A 22,576-nucleotide genomic window follows, 5' to 3' on the forward strand; every position below is an offset into this window, starting at 1 on the left:
TTGGTTCAGGGGCGTATTTTATCGGTTGGCTTGCGTATTACGTCGGGCGCAGCGTCAGCTCGGGCCGGCTCAGGTGGCAGGCTACGGTATGGGTGGCACTGACCTTGACCGCAGGCGGTGCTTCGGTCTTGCACACCTCCATGCAGGACGGGCAGCGCGGGTGGAAATGACAGCCCGAGGGCGGGGCGGCGGGGTTGGGGATGCTGCCCTGCAGGATGATGCGCTCGCGCTGTTGGCGCGGATGTTCACGTGGAATGGCCGACAGCAGCGCCTGCGTGTAGGGATGGCGCGGCCGGGTGTAGACCTCTTCACATGTGCCCGATTCCACCATGCGTCCGAGATACATCACGCCGATGCTGTCGCTGACATGGCGGATCACGGCCAGGTCGTGCGAGACGAAAAGATAGGTCAACCCCAGCTCCTGCTGGAGCTCACGCAGAAGATTCAGGATCTGCGCCTGGATCGAGACATCGAGGGCCGACACGGCTTCATCGGCCACCACCAGCTTGGGCCGCGTGATGATGGCGCGGGCAATGCCTACGCGCTGGCGCTGGCCACCGGAGAATTCATGCGGATGGCGCGCCGCGTAGGCCGGGTTGAGCCCGACCATCTCCAGTGCCTCGGCCACCTTGCGCTTGCGGGTGGCGCGGTCGTGCAGCTTGTGCACGATCAATGGTTCTTCCAGCACTTCGCCAATGGTCATGCGCGGGTTCAGCGAGGCATACGGATCCTGGAACACCATCTGCATGTGACGGCGCATGGTGCGCAGCTGGCCCTCGGGCAGCAGGGTCAGTTCCTGGCCCATGAAGCGCACGCTGCCTTCGCTGGGTTCGATCAGGCGCAGCACGCTGCGCCCGGTGGTGGACTTGCCGCAGCCGGATTCACCGACCAGGCCCAGGGTCTGGCCTTCAGCCAGGCTGAAGGAGACATCGTCAACGGCTTTGACGGTGCTGCTGCCGGAAGCGAAATATTTTTTCAGTCCGTGGACTTCGAGCAGGGGAGGAAGTGTCGTCATGATCGGGCCTTCTATACCTTCAATGCGGATACCAGCAGCGCACGCTGTGGCCATCACCCAGGTTTTCCAATGCCGGCATCTCCTGGCGGCAGATGTCCTGGGCGCGCGCGCAACGAGCGGCGAAGCGGCAGCCTTGTGTGACGGTACCTGGCGGCGGCACGCTGCCGGGGATGGCGGTCAGGGGCGCACCGGGCGTAGCATCCAGCGCCGGGCGCGCGCGCATCAGCGCATGCGTATAAGGATGGGCGGGGCGGTCGAAAAGATCTTCCACGCTGCTCTGCTCCACCACCTGACCGGCATACATCACCACCACGCGCTGGCACATCTCGGCCACTACGCCCAAGTCGTGGGTGATCATGAGGATGGAGGTCTTCTGCTCGCGCTTGAGATCGCGCATCAGGTCGAGGATCTGCGCCTGGATGGTCACGTCCAGCGCGGTCGTCGGTTCATCGCAGATCAGCAGGCGCGGCTGGCACAGCAAGGCCATGGCGATCATGACGCGCTGGCGCATGCCGCCGGAGAGGCTGTGCGGATATTCGTCCACCAGTTGCGCCGCGCGCGAGAGACCCACGCGTTCCAGCATGGCGACGACCTTGGCATCGATCTCCTGGCGCGGCAGGGCGGTGTGGATGCGCAGCATCTCACCCAATTGCTCGCCGATGCGATGCAGCGGGTTGAGCGAGGTCATCGGTTCCTGAAAGATCATGGCGATCTCCTTGCCGCGGATGCTGCGCAGGGTGGCGTCATCGGCCTGCAGCAGGTCGCGCTCGCCAAAACGGATCGCACCCGACAGCCTGGCCTGGCTGGCCATGGGGAACAGGCGCAGGATGGACAGGGCGGTGACGCTCTTGCCGCAGCCGGATTCACCCAGCAGGCCCACGGTTTCGTCCTGCCCCAGTGAGAAGGAAACGCCATCGACGGGCGCAACGCGGCGGCCGTGACTGAGGAATTCGATCTTGAGATTGTCGATGGTGAGCATGGCGGTTCCTCAGCGGCTCAGTTTGGGATCGAACACTTCGCGGATGCCATCGCCCAGCAGGTTGAAACCCAGCACCACCAGGAAGATTGCCAGGCCCGGCCACATGGCCAGCATCGGCGTGGTGTTCAGGTAGCCTTGGGCGATGTGCAGCATGGACCCCCAGCTCGGGTCTTCCGGCTTGGCCCCCAGGCCGAGATAGGACAGCCCGGCTTCGGCGATGATGGCCGTGCCCATGGCAAAGGTGGCCTGGATCACCAGGGGCGCCAGCGAATTGGGGAGGATGTAGCGCCACATGATGCGCAGGTGCCCGGCGCCGATGGAGCGCGCGGCCATGACGTAGTCGAGGTTGCGGATGGTCATGGCCTGCCCGCGTGCCAGCCGCACGAAGGACGAGGTGAAGCCGATGCCGACGGCCACCATGGCATTGTAGAAACCGCCCCCCAGCGCGGCGGCCAGGGCCAGCGCCAGGATCAGCGAAGGAAAGGCCTGCAGCGCATCGACCACGCGCATGACGATGGCATCGACCGCGCCACGATAGTAGCCGCTGACGATGCCGATGGGCACGCCCAGTGAAAAGGCCAGCCCGACCGAGATCAGCGCGGCCTGCAGCGAGATGCGCGAACCGTACAGCATGCGGGTATAGATGTCGCGGCCCAGGTCATCCGTACCGAGCCAGTGCTCGGCGCTGGGACCAGACAGCAGGTTCCCGTAGTCCTGGTCAAAGATGGGATCGTACCGGGCCAGTACCGGTGCAGTGATGGCCAACAGTACCAGTACAGTGATGATCACCGCACCGATCACCGCCAGACGGTTGCGGCTGAAGCGGCGCAGGGTACGCCAGCGGGGCAGCGCTGGCAGGGCCTGCGCAGGGGAGGGAGAGTTCATGTCGGGAGACGTCATGGTTGGAGGCGTTGGGCAGACTTCAGCGGGCGATGCGCGGATCTATCACGCTGTAGAGCAGGTCCACGCACAGGTTGACGATGACCACCATGACGGTGGCGGCCAGTACACCGGCCTGTACAGTCACGTAGTCGCGCTGGAAGATGGCGTCGACGATCATCTTGCCCATGCCGGGAATGCCGAAGATGCTTTCGGTGATGACCAGTCCGCCCAGCATGCCCGAGACCATCAGGCCGCTGGCCGTGACCACCGGGATCATGGCATTGCGCAGCGCATGGCCCAGCACCACCTGCCAGTCGCGCAGGCCCTTGGAGAAGGCGGTGCGGATGTAATCCTCGTTGAGCACTTCCAGCAAACTGCTGCGCACCATGCGCATGAGGATGGCCGATTCACGCAGGCCGGTCACGACCATGGGCATGATCATGGCGATCAGGTTGGCGTGCCAGTCCACCGACAGCGGCACGAAACCCGAGGCCGGCAGCCAGCCCAGCTTCACTGCAAACAGGATGATGAACAGCATGCCCAGCCAGAAGTGCGGTACCGACATGCCGAACAGCGCAATCAGGGTGCCGATGGCATTGGCCCAGCCACGCGGTCGCGCCGCCGAGAGGATGCCGGCCGGCACCGCAATGACGACCGCCACCAGGAAGCTGCCGATGGCCAGTTCGATGGTCACCGGCAGGCGCTGCCACAAGGCATCGGCCACCGGGGTGTTGTCGATGAAGGAGCGGCCCAGGTCGCCATGCAGTACGGCCCACAGCCAGCGCCCGTACTGCACCAGCAGCGGATCATCCAGCCCCAGTTTCAGGCGCAGGGCGGCGGCCGCTTCCGGCGTGGCTTCCATGCCGAGGATGGCGGCCACCGGGTCCCCCGGCAGCACTGCCAGCAGGGAAAACACCACCATGCTCACCAGCAGCAGGGTAGGGACCGACAGCAGCAGGCGCCGGGCCAGCTTGGGCAGCTTGATCGTCGTGGCCATGGGACTTACTTGGACACGGTCGCAGTGCGGATCACGCCATCGGGCACGTACTGGAAGCCCTTGACCGACTTGGCTATGCCGAACAGCACGTTGTCATGCACGGTATAGACGTAGGGCACTTCCTTGACCAGGATCGCCATCGCCTGGTCATAGAGCGCCTTGCGCTTGGCCTGGTCGCCTTCCACGCGGGCCTGCTGCAGCAGGTCGTCCACTTCCTTGGCACCGAAGTGTGAATAGTTCAGCGAGCCGTTGGTGGTGACGAAGTCATAGATGTTCTGGTCCGGATCGGGGCGGCCGCTCCAGCCCACGAACAGGCCTTCGAAGTTGCCGGTCTTGCCGGCCTCGATCTGGGTGGCCAGTTCGGTCTTCTCCAGCGTGACGGTGATGCCGGCCGGGCGCAGCATGCCCTGGATCATCTGGCCGACCTGCAATTCATCGGGCGTGGTCGGCAGGGTCAGCTTGAAGCTGAAGCCGCCTTCCTTGCCGGCGGCCTTGAGCAGGGCCTTGGCGCGGGCCACGTCGACCTTGGGCGGCACGTCGCTGGGGCCATTGGCAAACTGCGCCTTGGAGAAGGGCGAATGGCCGGCGGCCACCGCGTTGTTGTAGACCACCTTGGCGATGGCGTTGCGGTCGATCAGGATGTCCACGGCTTCGCGCACTTCCTTCTTGTCGAAGGGCGGCTTGCCGGTGTTCATGTAGAAGCCGCGGAAGCCCAGCGACGGCTTGTTGAGCACCGTGTAGCTGGCGTTGGCCGGGACGTTGGTGATTTCCTTGTAGGGGAAGCGGTTGCTGATGTCGACCTGGCCGCTGCGCAGGTTGTTGAAGGCTACATTGACGTCCGGCATGATCTTGTAGACCACTTCATCCACCTTGGGCAGGCCGGCGCGCCAGTACTCGGGGTTCTTCTTGAGCGTGATGGTGGCACCCTTCAGGCGGCCTTCGTAAACGAAGGGGCCGGTACCGACCGGATGGTTGACGTAGTCTTCTCCGTATTTCTTCACGGCCGCCGGCGACGACATCATGCCGGCGCGGTCGGTGAGGATGGAGAGGAAGGGCGCGAAGGGCGTGGAGAGGTCCAGCTTGATGGTGTGCTCATCGACCACCGTGATCTTGGTGACGTATTTCAGTTCATTGCGGCGCAGGGAGGTCTTCTCCTGGCCGCGCAGCAAGTTGAATTCCACCGCCTTGGCATTGAAGGGCGTGCCATCCTGGAATTTGACGCCCTTGCGCAGATACAGCGTGTAGGTTTTCTGATCTTCGGAGACGGTCCAGCGCTCGGCCAGCATGGGGATGATCTTGCCCTCGCCGTCCAGGTCCACCAGCTTGTCGAAGATGCTCTGGTAGACGATGCGCTCGTTGAGCATGGAGGACTGCGTGGGGTCGAGCTTGCCGGGGTCGGCGTCCAGCGAGATGTTCAGCGTCACCGCCCAGGCGGGCAGGGTACAGGCGGCCAGCACGGCCGAGGACATCGCGGACAGCAGGAAACGGGAGACACGCGGGTTCATTCGTTTTTCCTTTCAGAAGTCATCACGGATCGAGCGCAACCGGCCTGGACGGCAAGCCCGCCTGCCACGGCCATCGGGCCAGCTTAGGCGATGGACAGGGTGAAGGCAAGCACGGATACGTCAATGTATACAATGAAGAAGACATGCAGGAAGCGTGCCATGGCGTCAGCTTCGCGTCAGTCGGCAAGGCGGTATCAGTAGCCGGGAATGCAGGCGGGGCGGGCCTCCCGCCGGATGGCTGCGACGAGGGAAATGGCGTGCAAGGTTGCGCATCAGTCCATCGTGCCAGTGCAGGCCTGCTTCGCGATGGTGCGCAATCGGGGCTCAGTCCGCCCGAGGAAGGGGCGTGGCGAAGTGGCGACGGCCAAGCGTAAATATTTTGATTAAATCGCTTGCTATTTAATTTTGGCCTCGCTAAACTGCGCTGCATGAATTCGAAAACAGACAAACGCAAGTCGGCCCCGCTGCTGGATGCCCAGTTGTGTTTTGCGCTGTACTCGACTTCGCTGTCGATGAGCAAGCTCTATCGCAAGCTGTTGCGCAACATGGGCATCACCTATTCGCAGTATCTGGTGCTGATGGTGTTGTGGGAGCAGGACCAGCTGACGGTGTCCGATATCGGTGAACGCCTGGTGCTGGATTCAGCGACGCTGACCCCGCTGCTCAAGCGCATGGAAGCGCAGGGCCTGGTGACCCGGGAACGCGCGGCCAGCGATGAACGGCAGGTGGTCATCTCGCTCACCGCAGAAGGTGACAAGCTGCGCGAACAGGCGGTGGAACTGCCCCGTGAAGTCTTGCGGGCAACCGAGTCGACGGCGGCGGAACTGACCGCGATGAAGGAAGAATTGATGGCCTTGCGTGCGCGCTTGCACAAGAATACGGGCGAGTGAGCAGGGCAGATTGAAGGGATGCGGCGACCGGGCCAAGTCCCTTTTTGAAAGTCAAATATATAGTGCACTATCAAATAGTGCTTTATATAGTTGCTGGATTGCTCGCAACAATGCCAGATAACCGGCATCGGCAGACGGAACGGAATGGCGGCATTGTCCCGCCCTCCGAGCGGCCGTTATACGCAGAGCCAATAGCGTCAACTAAGTAGTTTGCTATTTAATAGGATTTTAGTTTTATCGTGGTATCGACGGTTTTCCTGGCCACGAACGGCCGGTGCAGTACCGCAGTACCAGGCAGCACAGCAACAAGTACGCAGTTCCCTCGCAGCACTTACCCGGTGAATCCACCGATTCGCTCATCTGAGATTAGAGAAAAGGAAGAAGATCATGACCTCGTTCAAGCAACTCGCCGCCGTCGCCGCCATCGGCCTGGTTTTTGGCAATGCCTATGCCGCCGGTGATGCCGGTGTGGAACCGACCACCCAATCCTTCTTGCAGGCGCTGGAGGCCGGCGGTGGCAAGCCCCTGGAACAGCTCTCGCCGCAGGATGCACGCGCCGTGCTGGTGGGTGCGCAAGCCAGCGTGAAGCTGGATCTGCCCAAGGCAGACGTGTCGGAAAAGACCATCACCGTCGACGGCCAGCAGATCAAGCTGACCATCGTGCGTCCGGCAGGCGTGACCAAGACCTTGCCGGCCTTCATGTTCTTCCACGGCGGCGGCTGGGTGCTGGGCGACTTCCCGACCCACGAACGCCTGGTGCGTGACCTGGTGGCCAATTCCGGTGCGGTGGCCGTGTTCGTGAACTACACCCCGTCGCCGGAAGCCGGCTACGGCGTGGCCATCAACCAGGCCTATGCCGCCACCAAGTGGGTGGCCGAGCACGGCAAGGAAATCAAGGTCGATGGCAAGCGCCTGGCCGTGGCCGGCAACAGCGTCGGTGGCAACATGGCTGCGGTCGTGGCCCTGATGGCCAAGGACAAGGGCGGCCCCGCCCTGCGTTCGGAAGTGCTGCTGTGGCCGGTGACCGATGCCAACTTCGAAACGGCTTCCTACAACCAGTTCGCCAATGGCTACTTCCTCACCAAGAACATGATGAAGTGGTTCTGGGACAGCTACACCACCGACGCCGCCAAGCGCAAGGAAATCACCGCCTCGCCCTTGAATGCGACCCCGGCGCAACTGGCCGGCCTGCCGCCGACCCTGATCCAGACCGCCGAAAACGACGTGCTGCGTGATGAAGGCGAGGCCTATGGCCGCAAGCTGCAAGCCGCCGGCGTGGCCGTGACCAGCGTGCGCTACAACGGCATGATCCACGACTTCGGCCTGCTCAACGTACTGGCCAAGGTGCCTGCCGTGCAGACCGCGATGCGCCAGGCGGGTGAGGAACTGAAGTTCCGCCTGAAGTGATTGCAAGGCGGTCCTGCGGGTGAAACCGCAGCGAGCCGTTCTCCAAATGGTCAAGGCCCCGGGCGCATGCAAGCGTCCGGGGCCTTGTTTCTTCGCGTCTGCGCACGTGTCGACCGTTCGTCCTGAGTAGGCCCGTACGGGCCGTATCGAAGGTGCACAGGCCGTAGCGCCTTCGATACGCGGCAGTCGCCGCTACTCAGGACGAACGGGTAGCGGAACGCAAACGCAATTTTGCGTACCTTTGCAAATCAATCTTTATGCCAGCACGCGTGTGAGCCAGGCGCCAATATCCTCGACTTCCTCGCCGCACACCGAATGCTGCATCGGATAGTCGTGCCACTCGACCTTGTGGCCCAGCTGGGTCAGCAGTTCACGCGACTTGACGGCGCGCTCCAGCACCACCACCGGATCCATGGTGCCGTGGGCCATGAAGATGGGGGTGTCGTGGTTGGCACCGTGGCGTTCGGCCTCGATGGTGGCGGCCAGCGGCAGATAGCCGGACAGGCACATCAGGCCGGCCAGGCGTTCCGGATGACGCAGGCCGGTCTGCAAGGTCATGGCGCAGCCTTGCGAGAAACCGGCCAGCACGATGCGCTCGGAGGGGATGCCGCGTGCACGCTCTTGTGCGATCAGCGCTTCAATGGCGGCCTGCGAGGCACGCAGGCCGGGTTCGTCCTCACGGCGGACCAGGTCGGGCGCGAAGATGTCGTACCAGGCGCGCATCACGTAGCCGCCGTTGATGGTCACCGGCATGGTCGGCGCGGTCGGGAAGATGAAACGGATGGGCGGGCAGCCCGACAGGTCCAGCTCGCGCACGATGGGCACGAAGTCCGAACCATCGGCTCCCAGGCCGTGCAGCCAGATGACGGAGGCAGTGGGATTGGGGGCGGTATCGATCTGTATCGTTTCGAGGGGAGCGGACATAAGCGTGCGGTTCCTGTTGCGGTCGGTGGATGAAAGGGCGGGGCGCGGCATTTGTGTCTGTCCCGGCGCGGGAGCACAATACGGCCTTGCCCGTGGTCATGCGCAGCGTCTGTGCTGCAATGGGCTCACATCATACGATGAACGCCGCCGCGATGGCGGCGCTGGAAAAGGAAAACCCATGAAGTGCATCCCATCGCATCGCCTGCTGGCCCCGCTGCTGGCCTCCGTACTGGCCGTGGCAGCCCTGGCCGGTCATGCCGAAGCCGAAGGCCGATTGTTCCAGCCGCGCGGCGAAAACCTGATGATCTCGCCCCCGCCGGGCTGGCGGCTGGCCTACATGGACGGCGATCCGGAGGGCAATTACGTGGTCGATTTCCTGCCGCCCAACGAAGCGCATGACTCCTGGCGCGAGGGCTACATGGGCGTGCAGCGTCGGGGCTATCCCGATGCCGGACTGGTCGCCAACATCCAGGCGCGCAACCTGACCGTGGCACAGGTGGCCTTGACTGAAGTGATGCAGGGAGCCCAGCGCAATTGCCCGGGCCGCTTCGTGGCGATGGCGCAGAAGGATGGCAGCACCAACAATATTCCGGTCTCTGTCAGCGGCGGCTTCTGCGACCGTACCGGGCCAGTTGCGCCCTATGGCGAGGGAACTGTACTGGCGGTGTATCAGGGCAAGCAGCAACTGTTCGTGGTGCAGTTCAGCTGGCGTCCGCCGACTGAAAACGCCTTCAAGCAGTATCCCTACCGGATCTCGCCGGCAGCGCTGCAACAATACTTGGATCTGCTGAATGCGGCCGCGCTGTGCGGCGGGCCGGATGAGGGGAAGTGTCCGAACTGAGGGGAGGGCAGGCCCGCATCGTGGTGCGGGCCGCTGAGGTACTGTTACTTGCTGGCGGGCCGGATGGCCGACTTGGGACGGAAGGCTTTGCAGACGCTCTCATCGGTGTCGATGTAAGGACCGCCGATGAGGTCGATGCAGTAGGGGATGGCGGCAAAGATGCCGGGCACCTTGACCTTGCCGTCCTGGTCCTTCAATCCTTCCAGTGTTTCGCGGATGGACTTGGGCTGGCCGGGCAGATTCAGTACCAGCGCGGCATGGCCGTCGGTCTCGCGAATCACGGCGACCTGGCGCGAGAGAATCGCGGTCGGCACGAACTGCAGGCTGATCTGGCGCATCTGTTCGCCAAAGCCGGGCATTTCCTTGGTGCCGATGGCCAGCGTGGCTTCGGGCGTGACATCGCGACGCGACGGACCGGTGCCGCCCGTGGTCAGCACCAGGTCGCAACGGGCTACATCGACCAGTTCCACCAGGGTCTGTTCGATCTGTGCGCGTTCATCGGGGATCAGTCGCGTCTCGACTTCAAAGGCGCTGGTGAGCGCTTTGCTGAGCCATTCCTGCAGGGCCGGGATGCCCTGGTCCTGGTAGACGCCACCGGAGGCGCGGTCGGAGATGGAGACCAGTCCGACCCGCAGCACCTCACGGGCGATCGTCGTTACAGCCTCAACGCTCATCGTCATCCTGCTCGTCCGCCTCGTCCTCGGCGGCTTCGCTTTTGGCGCGTGCAGCCTGCGCCTGCAGCTGCTTGAGGATCTGGAAGATTTCGCGGTAAGCCTTGGGCGGCTTGTTTTCCGCCTGCTCCTTGCGGGCATTGCGGATCAGCGTGCGCATGTGCTGCACGTCGACGTCGGGATGGCGGTTCAGCAGTTCGGTCAGCGCCTGGTCATCGGCCAGCAGCTTTTCGCGGCGGCGTTCGAGGGCGTGCATGGCGGCGGTTTCGGCCTTGGAGGCACCGTGCCAGCTGTCGATGGTCTTCTGGATGATGGCGATCTCGTCGGCTTCCAGCGTGCGCATCTTCTTGCCCACGTACTGCATCTGGCGACGGCGGCCTTCGTGGTCCTTGATCTGCTGGCATTCGAGGATGGCATCGCGCACGTCTTCGGGCATGGGGACGCGCTTGACGCGGTCGCGCGGTTCATTGACCAGCGATTCGCCGAGCTTTTGCAGGGCATCCATCTCGCGCTTGAGCTGGGACTTGGAGGGGCGGTCGTATTCCTGTTCGAATTCGCTGGATTGGAATCCGACAGCACCGCGATTGGCATTGGGCATATCGTGACTTCGAGAAATAAAGCTTAACGGCTGCTATGATAACCGTTTTACCCGCATTTCAGAGAAAACAGGCTCATGAGCGATACCCCATTCACGCACAGTCAGGACCAGTTGAAGCAGTTGGCGCAGGATGTCTTGCGTTATGCCCGGGACAAGGGCGCCTCGGACGCCGCCGTCGACATCAGCGAGGGCAGCGGCCTGTCGGTAGCGGTGCGCAAGGGCAAGATCGAGACCATCGAGCAGAACAAGGACAAGGGCATCGGCGTGACCGTGTTCCTCGGAGAAGGCCGCCAGGTGCGGCGCGGCAATGCCAGCACCTCGGATTTCTCGCAGCAGGCATTGAAGGAAACGGTCGAGGCCGCCTACAACATCGCACGCTTCACCGCCATCGATGACTGCGCCGGCCTGCCCGACGCCGAGATGCTGGAAATGGCCCCGCGCGACCTGAAACTGTTTTCGCCGTGGAATATTTCCGCCGAAGAAGCTGTGGCGCTGGCCCAACGCTGCGAAACCGCAGCCCTCGAGACCGACCCGCGCATTACCAACAGCGAAGGCGCTGGCGTCTACGTGCAGCACTCGCATTTCATCGCGGCCAACAGCCGTGGTTTCATGGGCGGCTATCCGTTCTCGCGCCACACCATCTCGGTCGCGCCCATCGCCGGCAAGGGCGCGGGCATGCAGCGCGATGACTGGTATTCGTCCAAACGCGATCCGAAGAAACTCGCCAAGCCCGAAGCCATCGGCCGCTACGCTGCCGAACGTGCGCTGGCCCGCCTGAACGCGCGCAAGCTCACCACCCGCAAATGCCCGGTGCTGTTCGAAGCCCCGCTGGCAGCGGGTCTGCTGGGGGCCTTTGTGCAAGCGGTGTCAGGCGGTGCGCTGTATCGCAAGTCGACCTTCCTGCTCGATTCGCTGGGCCAGCAGGTGTTCCCCGAGCACATCCAGATCCTGGAAGATCCGCATGTGGTCGGCGGTGTGGGTTCCGCGCCCTTCGATGAAGAAGGCGTGCGTACCGTCAAGCGCGAGGTGATCAAGGATGGCGTGGTGCAGGGCTACTTCCTGTCGACGTATTCTGCCCGCAAGCTGGGCATGCAGACCACCGGCAACTCCGGCGGCTCGCACAACCTGACGCTGCGCTCGGACCTGACCACCAAGGCCGATACCTTCAAGGGCATGTTGAAGAAGATGGGCACCGGCCTCCTGGTGACCGAGCTGATGGGGCAGGGCGTGAACTACGTGACGGGCGATTATTCGCGTGGAGCCTCGGGTTATTGGGTCGAGAATGGCGTGATCCAGTATCCGGTGGAAGAAATCACCATCGCCGGCAACATGAAGGACATGCTGCGCCAGATCGTGGCCGTGGGTAACGACACGCTCATTCGCGGCACCAAGGAAACGGGTTCCATCCTGCTGGAAAACATGACCATCGCTGGCGACTGATCGTGCAGCACGCCACCCGGCCGCCGCTGGCGAGCCGGGTGGTGCCACGGCCAGCGCCGCCCATCTTGGGGAGGCAAGCCATGGACGACATCCACATCCGGCGCGGCTATCTGCCAGGCGCCATCGGGCGTGTAGCCGAGCTGCACGCCGCGTATTACACCGAAAACTGGAGCTTCGGCGTGTATTTCGAAGCCCGCATCGCCACCGAACTGGCGGCTTTCATGAGCCGCTACGACGACAGCCGCGACGGCTTCTGGACTGCCACCGTGCATGGCCGTGTCGAAGGTTCGCTGACCATCGACGGCCAGCATGCGCAGCAGCAGGGCGCGTGGCTGCGCTGGTTCATCTCTTCCGAAAAACTGCGTGGGCGCGGCGTGGGCGATGCCCTGCTGACCGAGGCCATCCGTTTCTGCGCGGAGTGTGATTTTCCCTCGATCTACCTCTGGACCTTCGAAGGTTTGCACGCCGCGCACAACCTGTACCAGCGTCACGGATTCGTGCTGGCCGAGCAGCGCATCGGCTCGCATTGGGGCGTCAAGCTCAACGAGCAGCGTTACGAGCTGCTGCTGTAGCGCGCAGGGCAAGCCATGCCATGCGGCGCTAGAATGACGGATTGGCGCACACGCGCAACTTCGGACATTCATCCTCCGCACATGGCCCTACACACCGACGCCGCCCACTCCAGCGGCCAAGTCCTGCCGTTCCGCGAATCCCTGCTGGCCACGCTGGGCATCTGCTTCGTCATCATGCTGGTGGCCTTGGACCAGACCATCGTCGGCACCGCCCTGCCGACCATCGTGGCTGAACTGAAAGGTTTCGATCTCTATGCCTGGGTCGCCACAGCCTATCTGCTGACCTCGGTCATTACCGTGCCCATCTTCGGACGGCTCGGCGATTACTTCGGGCGCAAGCCGTTCGTGATTGCGTCCATCGTCGTGTTCGTCGGTGCTTCGGCCTTGTGCGGCATGGCCAACAGCATGCTGTTCCTGGTGCTTGCGCGCGGGCTGCAGGGCATCGGTGGGGGCATGCTGGTGGGCACCTGTTTCGCTTCCATCGCTGACCTGTTTCCGGATCCGCGCGTGCGGCTGCGCTGGCAGATCATCCTGTCGGCCTCCTTCGGCATTGCCACGGCTGTCGGTCCTTCGCTGGGCGGCTTCCTCACGCAAGGGCTGGGCTGGCGCTGGGTGTTCTACTGCAACCTGCCCATCGGCGTGCTGTCGCTGTATTTCGTCTGGCGCTTCGTGCCGCATATCCGCCACATGCAACACGCCGGCAAGATGCGGCTGGACTGGCCCGGCGCGCTGCTGATTTCACTGTCGCTGGGCAGCCTGCAATTGCTGGTGGAACTGCTGCCCAAGCGCGGCATCACGGGCGGCATGTTGGTGTTGCTGGCCGTGTCGGTGGCGGCCTTCTACGCCTTGTGGAAGTGGGAGCAGCGCGCCGCGCAGCCCATCCTGCCCTTCGAGATGATGCGCGACAAGGCGCTGGCCAGCCTGTTTGTCTTGTCGGTGCTGGCGGGCTTTGCCATGTTCTCGCTGCTGATGTATGCGCCACTCCTGTTCCAGGGCGGATTCGGGTTGAGCCCGCGTGAAGCGGGGCTGCTCATTACGCCGCTGGTGGCCTGTATTACCGTGGCCAGCATCGTCAATGGCCGCATCATCACGCGCATTCCCAACCCCAACCTGATGATGAACCTGGGCTTTGCGCTGATTGCTGCTTCCTGTCTCGGCGTGGTGCTGTGTGATCGCACCACCGGCAATGGTTTTTTGCTGACAGTGATGCTGGCCGGTGGTTTCGGGCTGGGACTGGTCTTGCCCAATCTCACCGTATTCGCGCAGCAGGCCGCTGCACGCGAGCACCTGGGTATCGCTACCGCCTTGCTGCAGTCCTTGCGCATGATCGGGGGCATGCTGGGCACGGCCATCACCGGCACGCTGGTGAGCCAGATGTATGGCGCAGGCGTGCAGAAGGCCCTGGAAGGAGATCACGCGGCGCAGTGGCTCAAGGACTTCAGCGATCCCGAAGTGCTGGTCAATCATGACATCCAGTCGGTGCTGCTGGCCCAGCTGATGCAGGCCGGGCATGACGGTTCGGCCTTGCTGGAAGCGGCGCGCGAGGCGCTGGTCGGGGCCATTCACATGGGCATCGCCATTGCCATCGTGGCCGCGCTGGTGGGGTTGTGGATGGTAAGGCGCGTGCCGCCCATCCGCTTTGACCAGGACAAGAAGGTGGAGCCGGTGATGTCGGAATAAGCGGCTGGCCGCATGCAAAAACGGACCCGTGGGTCCGTTTTTTCTTGATGCGGAGCGTGCGCTTATTCGGTCTTCTCCGTCTTCTTCACCACCGCATAGCGTTCCAGCGTGCGTTCACGCGCCTGCGCATGGTCGACGATAGGGCGCGGATAGTTCGTCCCCAGCGTCACGCCGGCCGACATGCGCTCATCGGGTGTGGCCGTCCACGGCGCATGGATGCGCTTGTCGGACAGCTTGGCCAGTTGCGGCAGATAGCGGCGGATGAACTTGCCGTCCGGATCAAACTTCTCCGATTGCGTGACCGGATTGAAGATGCGGAAGTAGGGCTGCGCATCACAGCCTGAAGACGATGCCCACTGCCAGCCGCCATTGTTGGCCGAGAGGTCGAAGTCGTTGAGATGGATCGCGAAATATTTCTCACCCCAGCGCCAGTCGATACCCAGGTCCTTGGTGAGGAAACTGGCCACCACCATGCGCAGGCGGTTGTGCATGTAGCCGGTCTGGTTGATCTGGGCCATGGCCGCATCCACCAGCGGATAGCCGGTGCGTCCCTCGCACCAGGCGGCGAACAGCTCTTCGGCATGCTTGCCGTGCTCCCATTTGATCGTATCGTACTCGGGCTTGAAAGCCTTGGCGGTCACGCGCGGATGGTGGTGCAGGATCATGAAATAGAAATCGCGCCAGGTCAGTTCCGACAGCCACACCGCCGCACCGGCCGCGCCTTGGCCCGCATGCATGGCCTGCATCGCAGCCCGCGCGAGCGTGCGGATGGAGACCGTGCCGAAGCGCAGGTGGATCGACAGATAGGACGGACCCTTCACTGCCGGAAAATCGCGCGCCGTGCCGTAGGCACCGATGCGGCCCAGGAAGTCCTCCAGCAGGGCCTGGGCACCGGACATGCCGGTAGGAATCTTCAGTTCCTGCAAATTGCTGGGGTGGAAGCCCAGTGCCTTGTGCGAAGGCAATCCGTGGTGCGCCTTGCCCGGCGGTTTGGCCAGTGCCTTGAAGTAGTTCTCGACCGGATAGGGTTTGAGATAGAAGTCGCCACCGGCGGCGGCCAGCTTGGCCATCCACGCATTCTTGTAAGGGGTGAAAACGGAGAAGGGCTTGGCGGACTGGGTCAGCACCTCATCCTTTTCAAAGATCACCTGGTCCTTGTAGCTCAGCAATTGCGCGCCATGTTTTTTCAGGGCCTTGTCGACTGCCGCATCGCGTTCCACTGCGGCGGGCTCGTAGTCGGTGTTGACGAAGACCGCCTGCACCGCCAGTTCGGCAGCCAGTTCCGGAATGCACCTGGCGGCCGCTCCGTGCAGCACGATCAGCCCGCCGCCCGCCTTGCGCAGCGCCTCGTCCAGTTCGGCCACGCTGGCCAGCAGGAAATCAACGCGGCGATCCTGCTCGACACCCTCGGCTTTGAGCGCATCGAGAATGTCGGTATCGAAGACGAACACGCACCACACGGACTGGCTCTGCGAGAGTGCGTAGTAAAGGGCGGCATGATCGGTGTGGCGCAGGTCACGGCGGAACCAGACCAGGGACTTGTCGAATTGGGGCATTGCGTTGGTGTTCTTCTTCAATGGGTTGGTCTTCGCCCCGTGGGGCCAGCGGGATCACATTCCGGCGGTGGCTACTGATTGGTAGCGTTCGTGTGAATGATAAAAGATTTTCATCGATTTGACCCGTCGCATCTCAAGGGGGCTATCGTCTGGCCGATAATGACGCATCCGCATACGATGCGGAGAACGAGGGAGGGCGCTGCGATCCGCATGCGTCTCGTGCAATGGGAGATGGGGAAACAATGAAGAAGATGACGATCGGCACCCGGCTGGGGCTGGGTTTTGCCGCGATTCTGGGTTTGATGCTGGTGATTGCCGCCATTGGCGTGGGGCGGCTGCAGGCGGTGGGGAGCCTCAATGACACGATGGTCAATGATGCGCTGGTCAAGGAGAGGCTGGTCGTTACCTTCTATCGCTCCATCGAACTCAACGTCGGCCGCATCGTGGCGGCCGCCAAGAATCCGGATGTCGAACAGCAGAAGTTCTACAAGCAGGAGATCGGCGCCACCATCAGCAAGAACAATGAGCTGGTCAAGCGCATGGAAGAGCTGATCACCGATGACGCCGGGCGCGCTGCCCTGGCCGAGATCAACGAACGCCGGAAGGTGGTGTTGGCGGCCAATGCGCAGGTCTTCAAGGAAAAGGAGGCGGGCAACGAAGAGGGTGCTCGCAAGGCAGTGGACGAGCAGCTGCTGCCGAGTACGCGCGTCTATCTGGCCGCCATCGACAAGCTGGCCGTGATGCAGTCCGACCGCATCAAGAACCAGACTGCGGAAATTGACAGTCTCTTCCGCAATGCGCGCACGCTCATGATCGTGCTGGGCGCAGTGGCACTGCTGCTGGGCGTGGCGCTGGCATGGGCCATCACCCGGTCGATCACGGCACCGCTGCACCAGGCGGTCAACGTGGCCAGCCGTGTGGCCAACGGCCACCTGGACAACCAGATCGAGGTGCGCAGCCTGGACGAAACCGGCCAGCTCATGCGCGCACTCAAGGAAATGAATGACAACCTGGTGGGCATCGTCACCCGTGTACGCCAGGGTACGGATACCATCGCCACCGCCTCCAGCGAGATCGCCGATGGCAACCTGGACCTGTCCAATCGCACCGAGCAGCAGGCCAGCTCGCTGGAAGAGACCGCGTCGGCGATGGAAGAACTGACCTCGACCGTGAAGCAGAACGCCGACAACGCACGCCAGGCCAATCAGCTGGCGGTGTCGGCATCGGAGGTGGCGGTGCAGGGCGGTTCGGTGGTCTCGGAAGTGGTGGCCACGATGGGCTCGATCAATGATTCCTCGCGCAAGATCGTGGACATCATTGCCGTCATCGATGGCATCGCCTTCCAGACCAATATCCTCGCGCTCAACGCCGCCGTGGAAGCCGCGCGTGCGGGTGAGCAAGGGCGGGGCTTTGCGGTGGTCGCCTCCGAAGTGCGCACTCTGGCGCAGCGCTCTGCCAGCGCGGCCAAGGAGATCAAGGAACTCATCGGCGACTCGGTGGGCAAGGTGGAGGCGGGCAGCAGGCTGGTCGAGCAGGCCGGTACGACGATGGAAGAGGTGGTGGCCAGCGTGCGCCGCGTGACCGACATCGTGGCCGAAATCACCTCGGCGTCGCAGGAGCAGAGTGACGGGATCGAACAGGTCAACCAGGCCATCAACCTGATGGATGAAGCGACCCAGCAGAATGCGGCGCTGGTGGAACAGGCGGCTGCGGCGGCGCGGCAGATGCAGGAGCAGGCAGCAGGGCTGAGCGAGACCGTGAGCGTGTTCCGTTTGAGGGGGTAAGAAAATAGAGGGGAGGCGATGATGTCTTGCCCCTATTTTTCTTGAAGCCAAAAAACAAAAAAGGCTAAATGATTTTCATCATTCGGCCTTTTTTGTTTGGTGCCCACGGCAGACCTCGGTCACGTCCCGCGACCCCGTCCCTCCCGCAAAGCGCGCAGGCGCTTTGCTCGTGGCCCCCAAAACGCAAAAGGCCGATTGATTTTCATCAATCGACCTTTTTTGTTTGGTGCCCACGGAGGGACTCGAACCCCCACACCTCGCGGCACATGGACCTGAACCATGCGCGTCTACCAATTCCGCCACGTGGGCTGCGCTGTAAAGCGAAGACCGTGATTATAGACGGTCTAAAAGCGCTGTCAACAACTTTTTCGCTTCCATGGCATCATTTTCGTTGCAATACGATGCTTCACCCCTGTTTTACCCCCGTATTGCGGTTAGGTAAATGGCCGCAACTCCGTTACACTAGGCACATCCGTCCGCCTGGGCGAGCTTCGCCTTGGCATTTATAACAATTGCGCGAAACGAAACTTTTGAGCCAATTCCCCTATTCCATTCCCAGCCGGGAAGAGATCCTCGGCATCCTGCGTACTTCCTCGGGCGCGCAAAACGCTGCCGCCCTGGCCGCCGCGCTCGGCGTCAAGCCGGAAGAAATGGACGGCCTGACGCGCCGCCTCAACGCCATGGAACGCGACGGCCAGATCAAGCCGGATCGCGCCGGCAACTACAAGCTGACCCACTCGCCCGACTTCATCCTGGGCCGCGTCTCCGCCCATCGCGATGGCTTCGGTTTCCTGCTGCCCGATGAAGGGGCTGATGACCTGTTCCTGCCCGAGAAGGAAATGCAGAAGGTCATGCACGGCGACCGCGTACAGGCCCGCATCACCGGCACCGACCGCCGTGGCCGTCCGGAAGGCACCATCGTCGAAGTGGTGGAACGCGCCAATACCCACGTGATCGGCCGTCTGCTCAATGAGAACGGCGTCTGGGTGGTCGCCCCCGAAGACAAGCGCATCGGCCACGACGTGCTGCTGGCCGGCCCCCCGGGCAAGGCCAAGGCAGGGCAGGTGGTCAGCGTGGAGCTGACCGAACATCCTTCCCGCTACACGCAACCCGTGGGCAAGATCGTCGAGATCCTGGGCGATATCGACGACCCCGGCATGGAAATCGAAATCGCCGTGCGCAAGTACGGCGTGCCGCACGAATTCTCGGAAGCCGCCAAGAAGCTGGCTTCCAAGCTGCCCAGCGAAGTCAAGGCGGCCGACCTCAAGGACCGCGTCGACCTGCGTGACGTGCCGCTGGTCACCATCGATGGTGAAGACGCGCGCGACTTCGATGACGCGGTCTACTGCGAACCGGTCAAGATCGGCCGCACCAAGGGCTATCGCCTGATCGTCGCCATTGCCGACGTGAGCCACTACGTCAAGCCCAACGACGCCTTGGACGTGGACGCGCTGGAGCGCAGCACCTCGGTGTATTTCCCGCGCCGGGTGATCCCGATGCTGCCGGAAAAGCTCTCCAACGGCCTGTGCTCGCTGAACCCGGACGTGGACCGCCTGACCCTGGTGTGCGATGCCGTCATCACCGCCAAGGGCGAGATCAAGGCCTACCAGTTCTATCCGGCCGTGATCCACTCCGCAGCTCGCCTGACCTATACCGAAGTGGCCTCGATCCTGGCCAATACCAAGGGCCCGGAAGCAGCGCGCCGCATCGGCCTGGTGCCGCACCTGACGCATCTGTACGAAGTCTTCCAGGCGCTGCTGACGGCACGCCAGGCGCGCGGTGCGATCGACTTCGAGACCACCGAGACCTACATCGTCTGCAACGCTGCCGGCAAGATCGAGAAGATCCTGCCGCGCACCCGCAACGACGCGCACCGCCTGATCGAGGAATGCATGCTGGCCGCCAACGTCTGCGCGGCCGACCTGCTGAAGCGCCACGATCACCCGGCGCTGTACCGCATCCACGCCGGTCCGACCAAGGAAAAGCTGACGCAGCTGCGCACCTTCCTCAAGCAGATCGGCCTGACCCTGGGTGGTGGCGACACCCCCAGCGCCTCCGATTACGCCGAGCTCATGCCCAAGGTCAAGGCACGTCCCGATGCGGTGCTGATCCAGACCATGCTGCTGCGCTCGATGCAGCAGGCGGTCTACAGCCCGGACAACATCGGTCACTTCGGCCTGTCCTATGAATCCTATGCGCACTTCACCAGCCCGATCCGCCGCTATCCCGACCTGCTGACGCACCGTGCCATCAAGGCCGTGCTGCAAGGCAAGCGTTACGAGCCCAAGGGTATCGACAGCACTGCGCTGAACACCTCGATCTCGCCCGCCGCCCGCAAGGCGCAGGCACTGCAGCGTGCCACCGACAAGGCGGCCGGCAAGAAGCCGCGCGGCGAGAGCGCACTGGCGATCTGGGAAGCGCTGGGCCTGCACTGTTCGGCCAATGAGCGCCGTGCCGATGAGGCTTCGCGCGATGTGGAAGCCTGGCTCAAGTGCTACTTCATCCGCGACAAGCTGGGCGAGGAATTCACCGGCACCATCGCCGGCGTGGCCACCTTCGGCATCTTCGTCCAACTGGATGCGCTCTACATCGAAGGTTTGGTGCACGTCACCGAACTGGGTGCGGATTACTTCCAGTACGACGAAGCGCGCCACGAACTGCGCGGCGAACGTACCGGCATCCGCTACCAGCTGACCGACCGCGTCACCGTGCAGGTCAGCCGCGTGGACCTGGATGCACGCAAGATCGACCTGGCACTGGTCAACGAGCCGGGCATCCGTACCCTCATCAAGAACGAAGCCAAGCGCGCTGAAAACGCCGCGCGCGGCAAGTCCGGTGGCGGCAGGCAGAGTGCCGATGAAGCTCAGCCGGCAGCCCGTGGCAAGAGGGGGGCGGCCAAGCCAGCTGCCGCTGCAGCGGGCAGCAAGCCCAAGGGTGGCGCCAAGGCCAAGGCCGGTGCCGCGCGCACCGCCACGGCACGCCCCGGCGAAGCTGACCGCAAGCGCGCTGCATCCAAGGGCTACACCAAGGGCAAGAAGAAGCGATGAGCATGTCCCCGGACCTGCGCGATGCGCAGGCCGGGTTTGATGGAACGCGGGGCAGTTGCCCCGAGCAAGACGAAAGACACAAGCAGGATCTATGAAGAGCAAAATGATTTTCGGCTTCCATGCCGTGACCTCCCGCATCCGCCACGAGGCTTCCTCGGTGGAAGAGATTTACGTGGATGCCGAGCGCCGCGACCGCCGCATGCTGGATTTGCTGCATGCCGCCAAGGAAGCCAATGTGCGCATCATCCAGGCCGACGACCAGCGCCTCGGGGCCATGGTCGGCACGCGCCGTCACCAGGGCGTGGTGGCCAAGGCCGCCGCGCTGTCGCTGGCGCGCACCCTCGATGAACTGCTGGATGCCGTGGTCGGTCCGCCGCTGCTGTTGATCCTCGACGGCATCACCGATCCGCACAACCTGGGCGCCTGCCTGCGCGTGGCCGACGGTGCCGGCGCGCATGCCGTGATCGCCCCCAAGGATCGCGCCGTGGGCTTGAATGCCACGGCCATGAAGGTCTCCAGCGGTGCGTCCGATACCGTGCCCTACATCACCGTCACCAACCTGGCCCGCACCATGCGCGACCTGAAGGAGCGCGGCGTGTGGATCATCGGCACCTCCGATGATGCCGAGAAGGGCCTCTACGAAGGTGACTTCAGCGGTCCCACGGCACTGGTGATGGGCTCCGAAGGCGAAGGCATGCGCCGCCTCACCCGCGAGACCTGCGACGTGCTGGTCAACATCCCCATGTTCGGATCGGTCGAGAGTCTCAACGTCTCCGTGGCTTCCGGCGTCTGTCTGTACGAGGCGCGACGCCAGCGCTTGCCCAAGTAAGTCCGGTCATCCCGCATGACATCATCGCCGGACTTCGCGTCCGGCGATTTTTTTTTGCCGTTCCATTGTTGGATCACTTCAATTTCACTTCAGTAGCCGTTTTCATTCAACGTTTCAGGAAACACACCATGTTCAGCCGACTCAGAGAAGACATCGCCAGCATCCGTGAGCGCGACCCCGCCGCGCGCAACAGCTGGGAGGTGCTGACCTGTTATCCGGGCCTGCATGCGGTGATCCTGCATCGCTGGGCCCAGGCTTGCTGGAAGGCCGAGATGAAGTGGCTGGGACGCTTCATCTCGCAGCTCGGCCGCACCCTCACCGGCATCGAGATCCATCCCGGTGCCACCATCGGCCGCCGTGTCTTCATCGATCACGGCATGGGGGTGGTGATTGGCGAGACCGCCATCGTCGGTGACGATTCCACCATCTACCAGGGCGTGACCCTGGGCGGCACTTCGCTGGCCAAGGGAGCCAAGCGCCATCCGACACTGGGGCGCGGCGTCATCATCGGTGCCGGGGCCAAGGTGCTGGGCGGTTTTACGGTCGGGGACGGGGCCAAGGTCGGTTCCAATGCGGTAGTCACCAAGGAAGTGCCGCCCGGCGCCACCGCCGTGGGCAACCCGGCGCGCATCGTCGAGCGCAATGTCGCGCCAGCCGCGCGTGATCAGGCGGCAGCACGCCTGTTTGCGGCCTATGGCGTGATGCCCAATGGCGATGATCCGCTGTCCAAGGCGCTGCACGGACTCATCAACCAGGTGGCCGCGCAGGAGCAGCAACTGGAAGCCGTGCTGGCCGCCTTGCAGGGTGCGGGGATAGGGTGTCGACGCCTTGAAGAGGCCGGACAATTCGACGCCGCGCAACTGAACCGGCTGGTCGATTGAGGAGCAGGGGCGCAGCCGGGTTCAGACCGGCTGCGTAGCTCGCCACGGCATCTGCCGCAGCGATGAAGCATGTACGGC

General features: G+C 63.3%; 19 protein-coding genes and 1 tRNA gene. 10 read left to right on the plus strand and 10 right to left on the minus strand.

What is annotated here, in order from left to right:
- Positions 1-37: 37 nt before the first annotated feature.
- From ACWFUC_RS14465 to ACWFUC_RS14485, 5 genes are read right to left on the minus strand one after another with little or no spacing between them, the layout of a single operon-like run.
- On the minus strand, positions 38-1,015 hold the full coding sequence (locus ACWFUC_RS14465) for an ABC transporter ATP-binding protein (RefSeq protein ID WP_034337534.1): 978 nt from the start codon (positions 1,013-1,015) through the stop codon (positions 38-40).
- Between the two features lie 19 nt (positions 1,016-1,034).
- On the minus strand, positions 1,035-1,994 hold the full coding sequence (locus ACWFUC_RS14470) for an ABC transporter ATP-binding protein (protein ID WP_489625263.1): 960 nt from the start codon (positions 1,992-1,994) through the stop codon (positions 1,035-1,037).
- Positions 1,995-2,003: 9 nt separating this feature from the next.
- Entirely contained in the window at positions 2,004-2,879 is an 876-nt protein-coding gene (locus ACWFUC_RS14475) for an ABC transporter permease (RefSeq protein ID WP_227022618.1), read from the minus strand.
- Positions 2,880-2,916: 37 nt separating this feature from the next.
- Positions 2,917-3,873, minus strand: coding sequence for an ABC transporter permease (locus tag ACWFUC_RS14480; protein WP_034337542.1), 957 nt, complete (start codon positions 3,871-3,873; stop codon positions 2,917-2,919).
- 5 nt (positions 3,874-3,878) lie between these two features.
- Positions 3,879-5,378, minus strand: coding sequence for an ABC transporter substrate-binding protein (locus tag ACWFUC_RS14485; protein WP_489625264.1), 1,500 nt, complete (start codon positions 5,376-5,378; stop codon positions 3,879-3,881).
- A 428-nt stretch (positions 5,379-5,806) separates the two neighbouring features.
- Between ACWFUC_RS14485 and ACWFUC_RS14490 the strand changes: the two genes are divergently transcribed.
- Both ACWFUC_RS14490 and ACWFUC_RS14495 read left to right on the plus strand, forming a co-directional pair.
- Positions 5,807-6,268 carry a MarR family winged helix-turn-helix transcriptional regulator gene (locus ACWFUC_RS14490; RefSeq protein WP_039786512.1) on the plus strand — a complete coding sequence of 154 codons (462 nt, stop codon included), beginning with the start codon at positions 5,807-5,809 and terminating at the stop codon, positions 6,266-6,268.
- A gap of 387 nt (positions 6,269-6,655) precedes the next feature.
- Positions 6,656-7,675 carry an alpha/beta hydrolase gene (locus ACWFUC_RS14495; protein WP_489625265.1) on the plus strand — a complete coding sequence of 340 codons (1,020 nt, stop codon included), beginning with the start codon at positions 6,656-6,658 and terminating at the stop codon, positions 7,673-7,675.
- 255 nt (positions 7,676-7,930) lie between these two features.
- On the opposite strand, the gene ACWFUC_RS14500 is transcribed toward ACWFUC_RS14495, so the two are convergent.
- Positions 7,931-8,599 (minus strand): alpha/beta hydrolase, encoded by a 669-nt coding sequence (locus tag ACWFUC_RS14500; protein ID WP_489625266.1) that lies wholly within the window; start codon positions 8,597-8,599, stop codon positions 7,931-7,933.
- Between the two features lie 178 nt (positions 8,600-8,777).
- On the opposite strand from ACWFUC_RS14500, the gene ACWFUC_RS14505 reads away from it, so the two are divergent.
- On the plus strand, positions 8,778-9,440 hold the full coding sequence (locus tag ACWFUC_RS14505) for a hypothetical protein (protein WP_489625267.1): 663 nt from the start codon (positions 8,778-8,780) through the stop codon (positions 9,438-9,440).
- 44 nt (positions 9,441-9,484) lie between these two features.
- Here the strand turns inward: ACWFUC_RS14505 and mog are convergent, their stop codons facing one another.
- Positions 9,485-10,114, minus strand: coding sequence for a molybdopterin adenylyltransferase (gene mog / locus ACWFUC_RS14510; RefSeq protein WP_489625268.1), 630 nt, complete (start codon positions 10,112-10,114; stop codon positions 9,485-9,487).
- Positions 10,104-10,709 carry a ribosome biogenesis factor YjgA gene (yjgA, locus tag ACWFUC_RS14515; protein ID WP_034335392.1) on the minus strand — a complete coding sequence of 202 codons (606 nt, stop codon included), beginning with the start codon at positions 10,707-10,709 and terminating at the stop codon, positions 10,104-10,106. Before yjgA ends, mog begins: the two co-directional genes overlap by 11 nt.
- A 75-nt stretch (positions 10,710-10,784) precedes the next feature.
- Between yjgA and pmbA the strand changes: the two genes are divergently transcribed.
- From pmbA to ACWFUC_RS14530, 3 genes are all read left to right on the plus strand, one after another.
- Positions 10,785-12,149, plus strand: coding sequence for a metalloprotease PmbA (gene pmbA / locus ACWFUC_RS14520; RefSeq protein ID WP_034335393.1), 1,365 nt, complete (start codon positions 10,785-10,787; stop codon positions 12,147-12,149).
- An 80-nt stretch (positions 12,150-12,229) separates the two neighbouring features.
- Positions 12,230-12,721 (plus strand): GNAT family N-acetyltransferase, encoded by a 492-nt coding sequence (locus tag ACWFUC_RS14525; RefSeq protein WP_489625269.1) that lies wholly within the window; start codon positions 12,230-12,232, stop codon positions 12,719-12,721.
- 81 nt (positions 12,722-12,802) lie between these two features.
- Positions 12,803-14,401, plus strand: coding sequence for an MDR family MFS transporter (locus tag ACWFUC_RS14530; protein WP_121039382.1), 1,599 nt, complete (start codon positions 12,803-12,805; stop codon positions 14,399-14,401).
- Between the two features lie 62 nt (positions 14,402-14,463).
- On the opposite strand, the gene ACWFUC_RS14535 is transcribed toward ACWFUC_RS14530, so the two are convergent.
- Positions 14,464-15,957 carry a cryptochrome/photolyase family protein gene (locus ACWFUC_RS14535; protein WP_489625270.1) on the minus strand — a complete coding sequence of 498 codons (1,494 nt, stop codon included), beginning with the start codon at positions 15,955-15,957 and terminating at the stop codon, positions 14,464-14,466.
- 242 nt (positions 15,958-16,199) lie between these two features.
- Between ACWFUC_RS14535 and ACWFUC_RS14540 the strand changes: the two genes are divergently transcribed.
- Positions 16,200-17,741 (plus strand): methyl-accepting chemotaxis protein, encoded by a 1,542-nt coding sequence (locus ACWFUC_RS14540; RefSeq protein ID WP_489625271.1) that lies wholly within the window; start codon positions 16,200-16,202, stop codon positions 17,739-17,741.
- A gap of 224 nt (positions 17,742-17,965) precedes the next feature.
- On the opposite strand, the gene ACWFUC_RS14545 is transcribed toward ACWFUC_RS14540, so the two are convergent.
- A tRNA-Leu gene (locus tag ACWFUC_RS14545) sits at positions 17,966-18,050 on the minus strand.
- Between the two features lie 221 nt (positions 18,051-18,271).
- On the opposite strand from ACWFUC_RS14545, the gene rnr reads away from it, so the two are divergent.
- From rnr to cysE, 3 genes are all read left to right on the plus strand, one after another.
- Positions 18,272-20,788: a ribonuclease R gene (rnr, locus tag ACWFUC_RS14550; protein WP_121039393.1), complete on the plus strand. Its 2,517-nt coding sequence runs from the start codon at positions 18,272-18,274 to the stop codon at positions 20,786-20,788.
- A gap of 91 nt (positions 20,789-20,879) precedes the next feature.
- The gene (gene rlmB / locus ACWFUC_RS14555; protein ID WP_489625272.1) at positions 20,880-21,617 is read left to right on the plus strand and encodes a 23S rRNA (guanosine(2251)-2'-O)-methyltransferase RlmB; all 738 of its coding nucleotides are present in this window, start codon (positions 20,880-20,882) and stop codon (positions 21,615-21,617) included.
- Between the two features lie 128 nt (positions 21,618-21,745).
- Entirely contained in the window at positions 21,746-22,498 is a 753-nt protein-coding gene (cysE, locus tag ACWFUC_RS14560; protein ID WP_134222057.1) for a serine O-acetyltransferase, read from the plus strand.
- Positions 22,499-22,576 lie beyond the last annotated feature (78 nt).

Source organism: Herbaspirillum sp. Her4 (assembly GCF_057961335.1).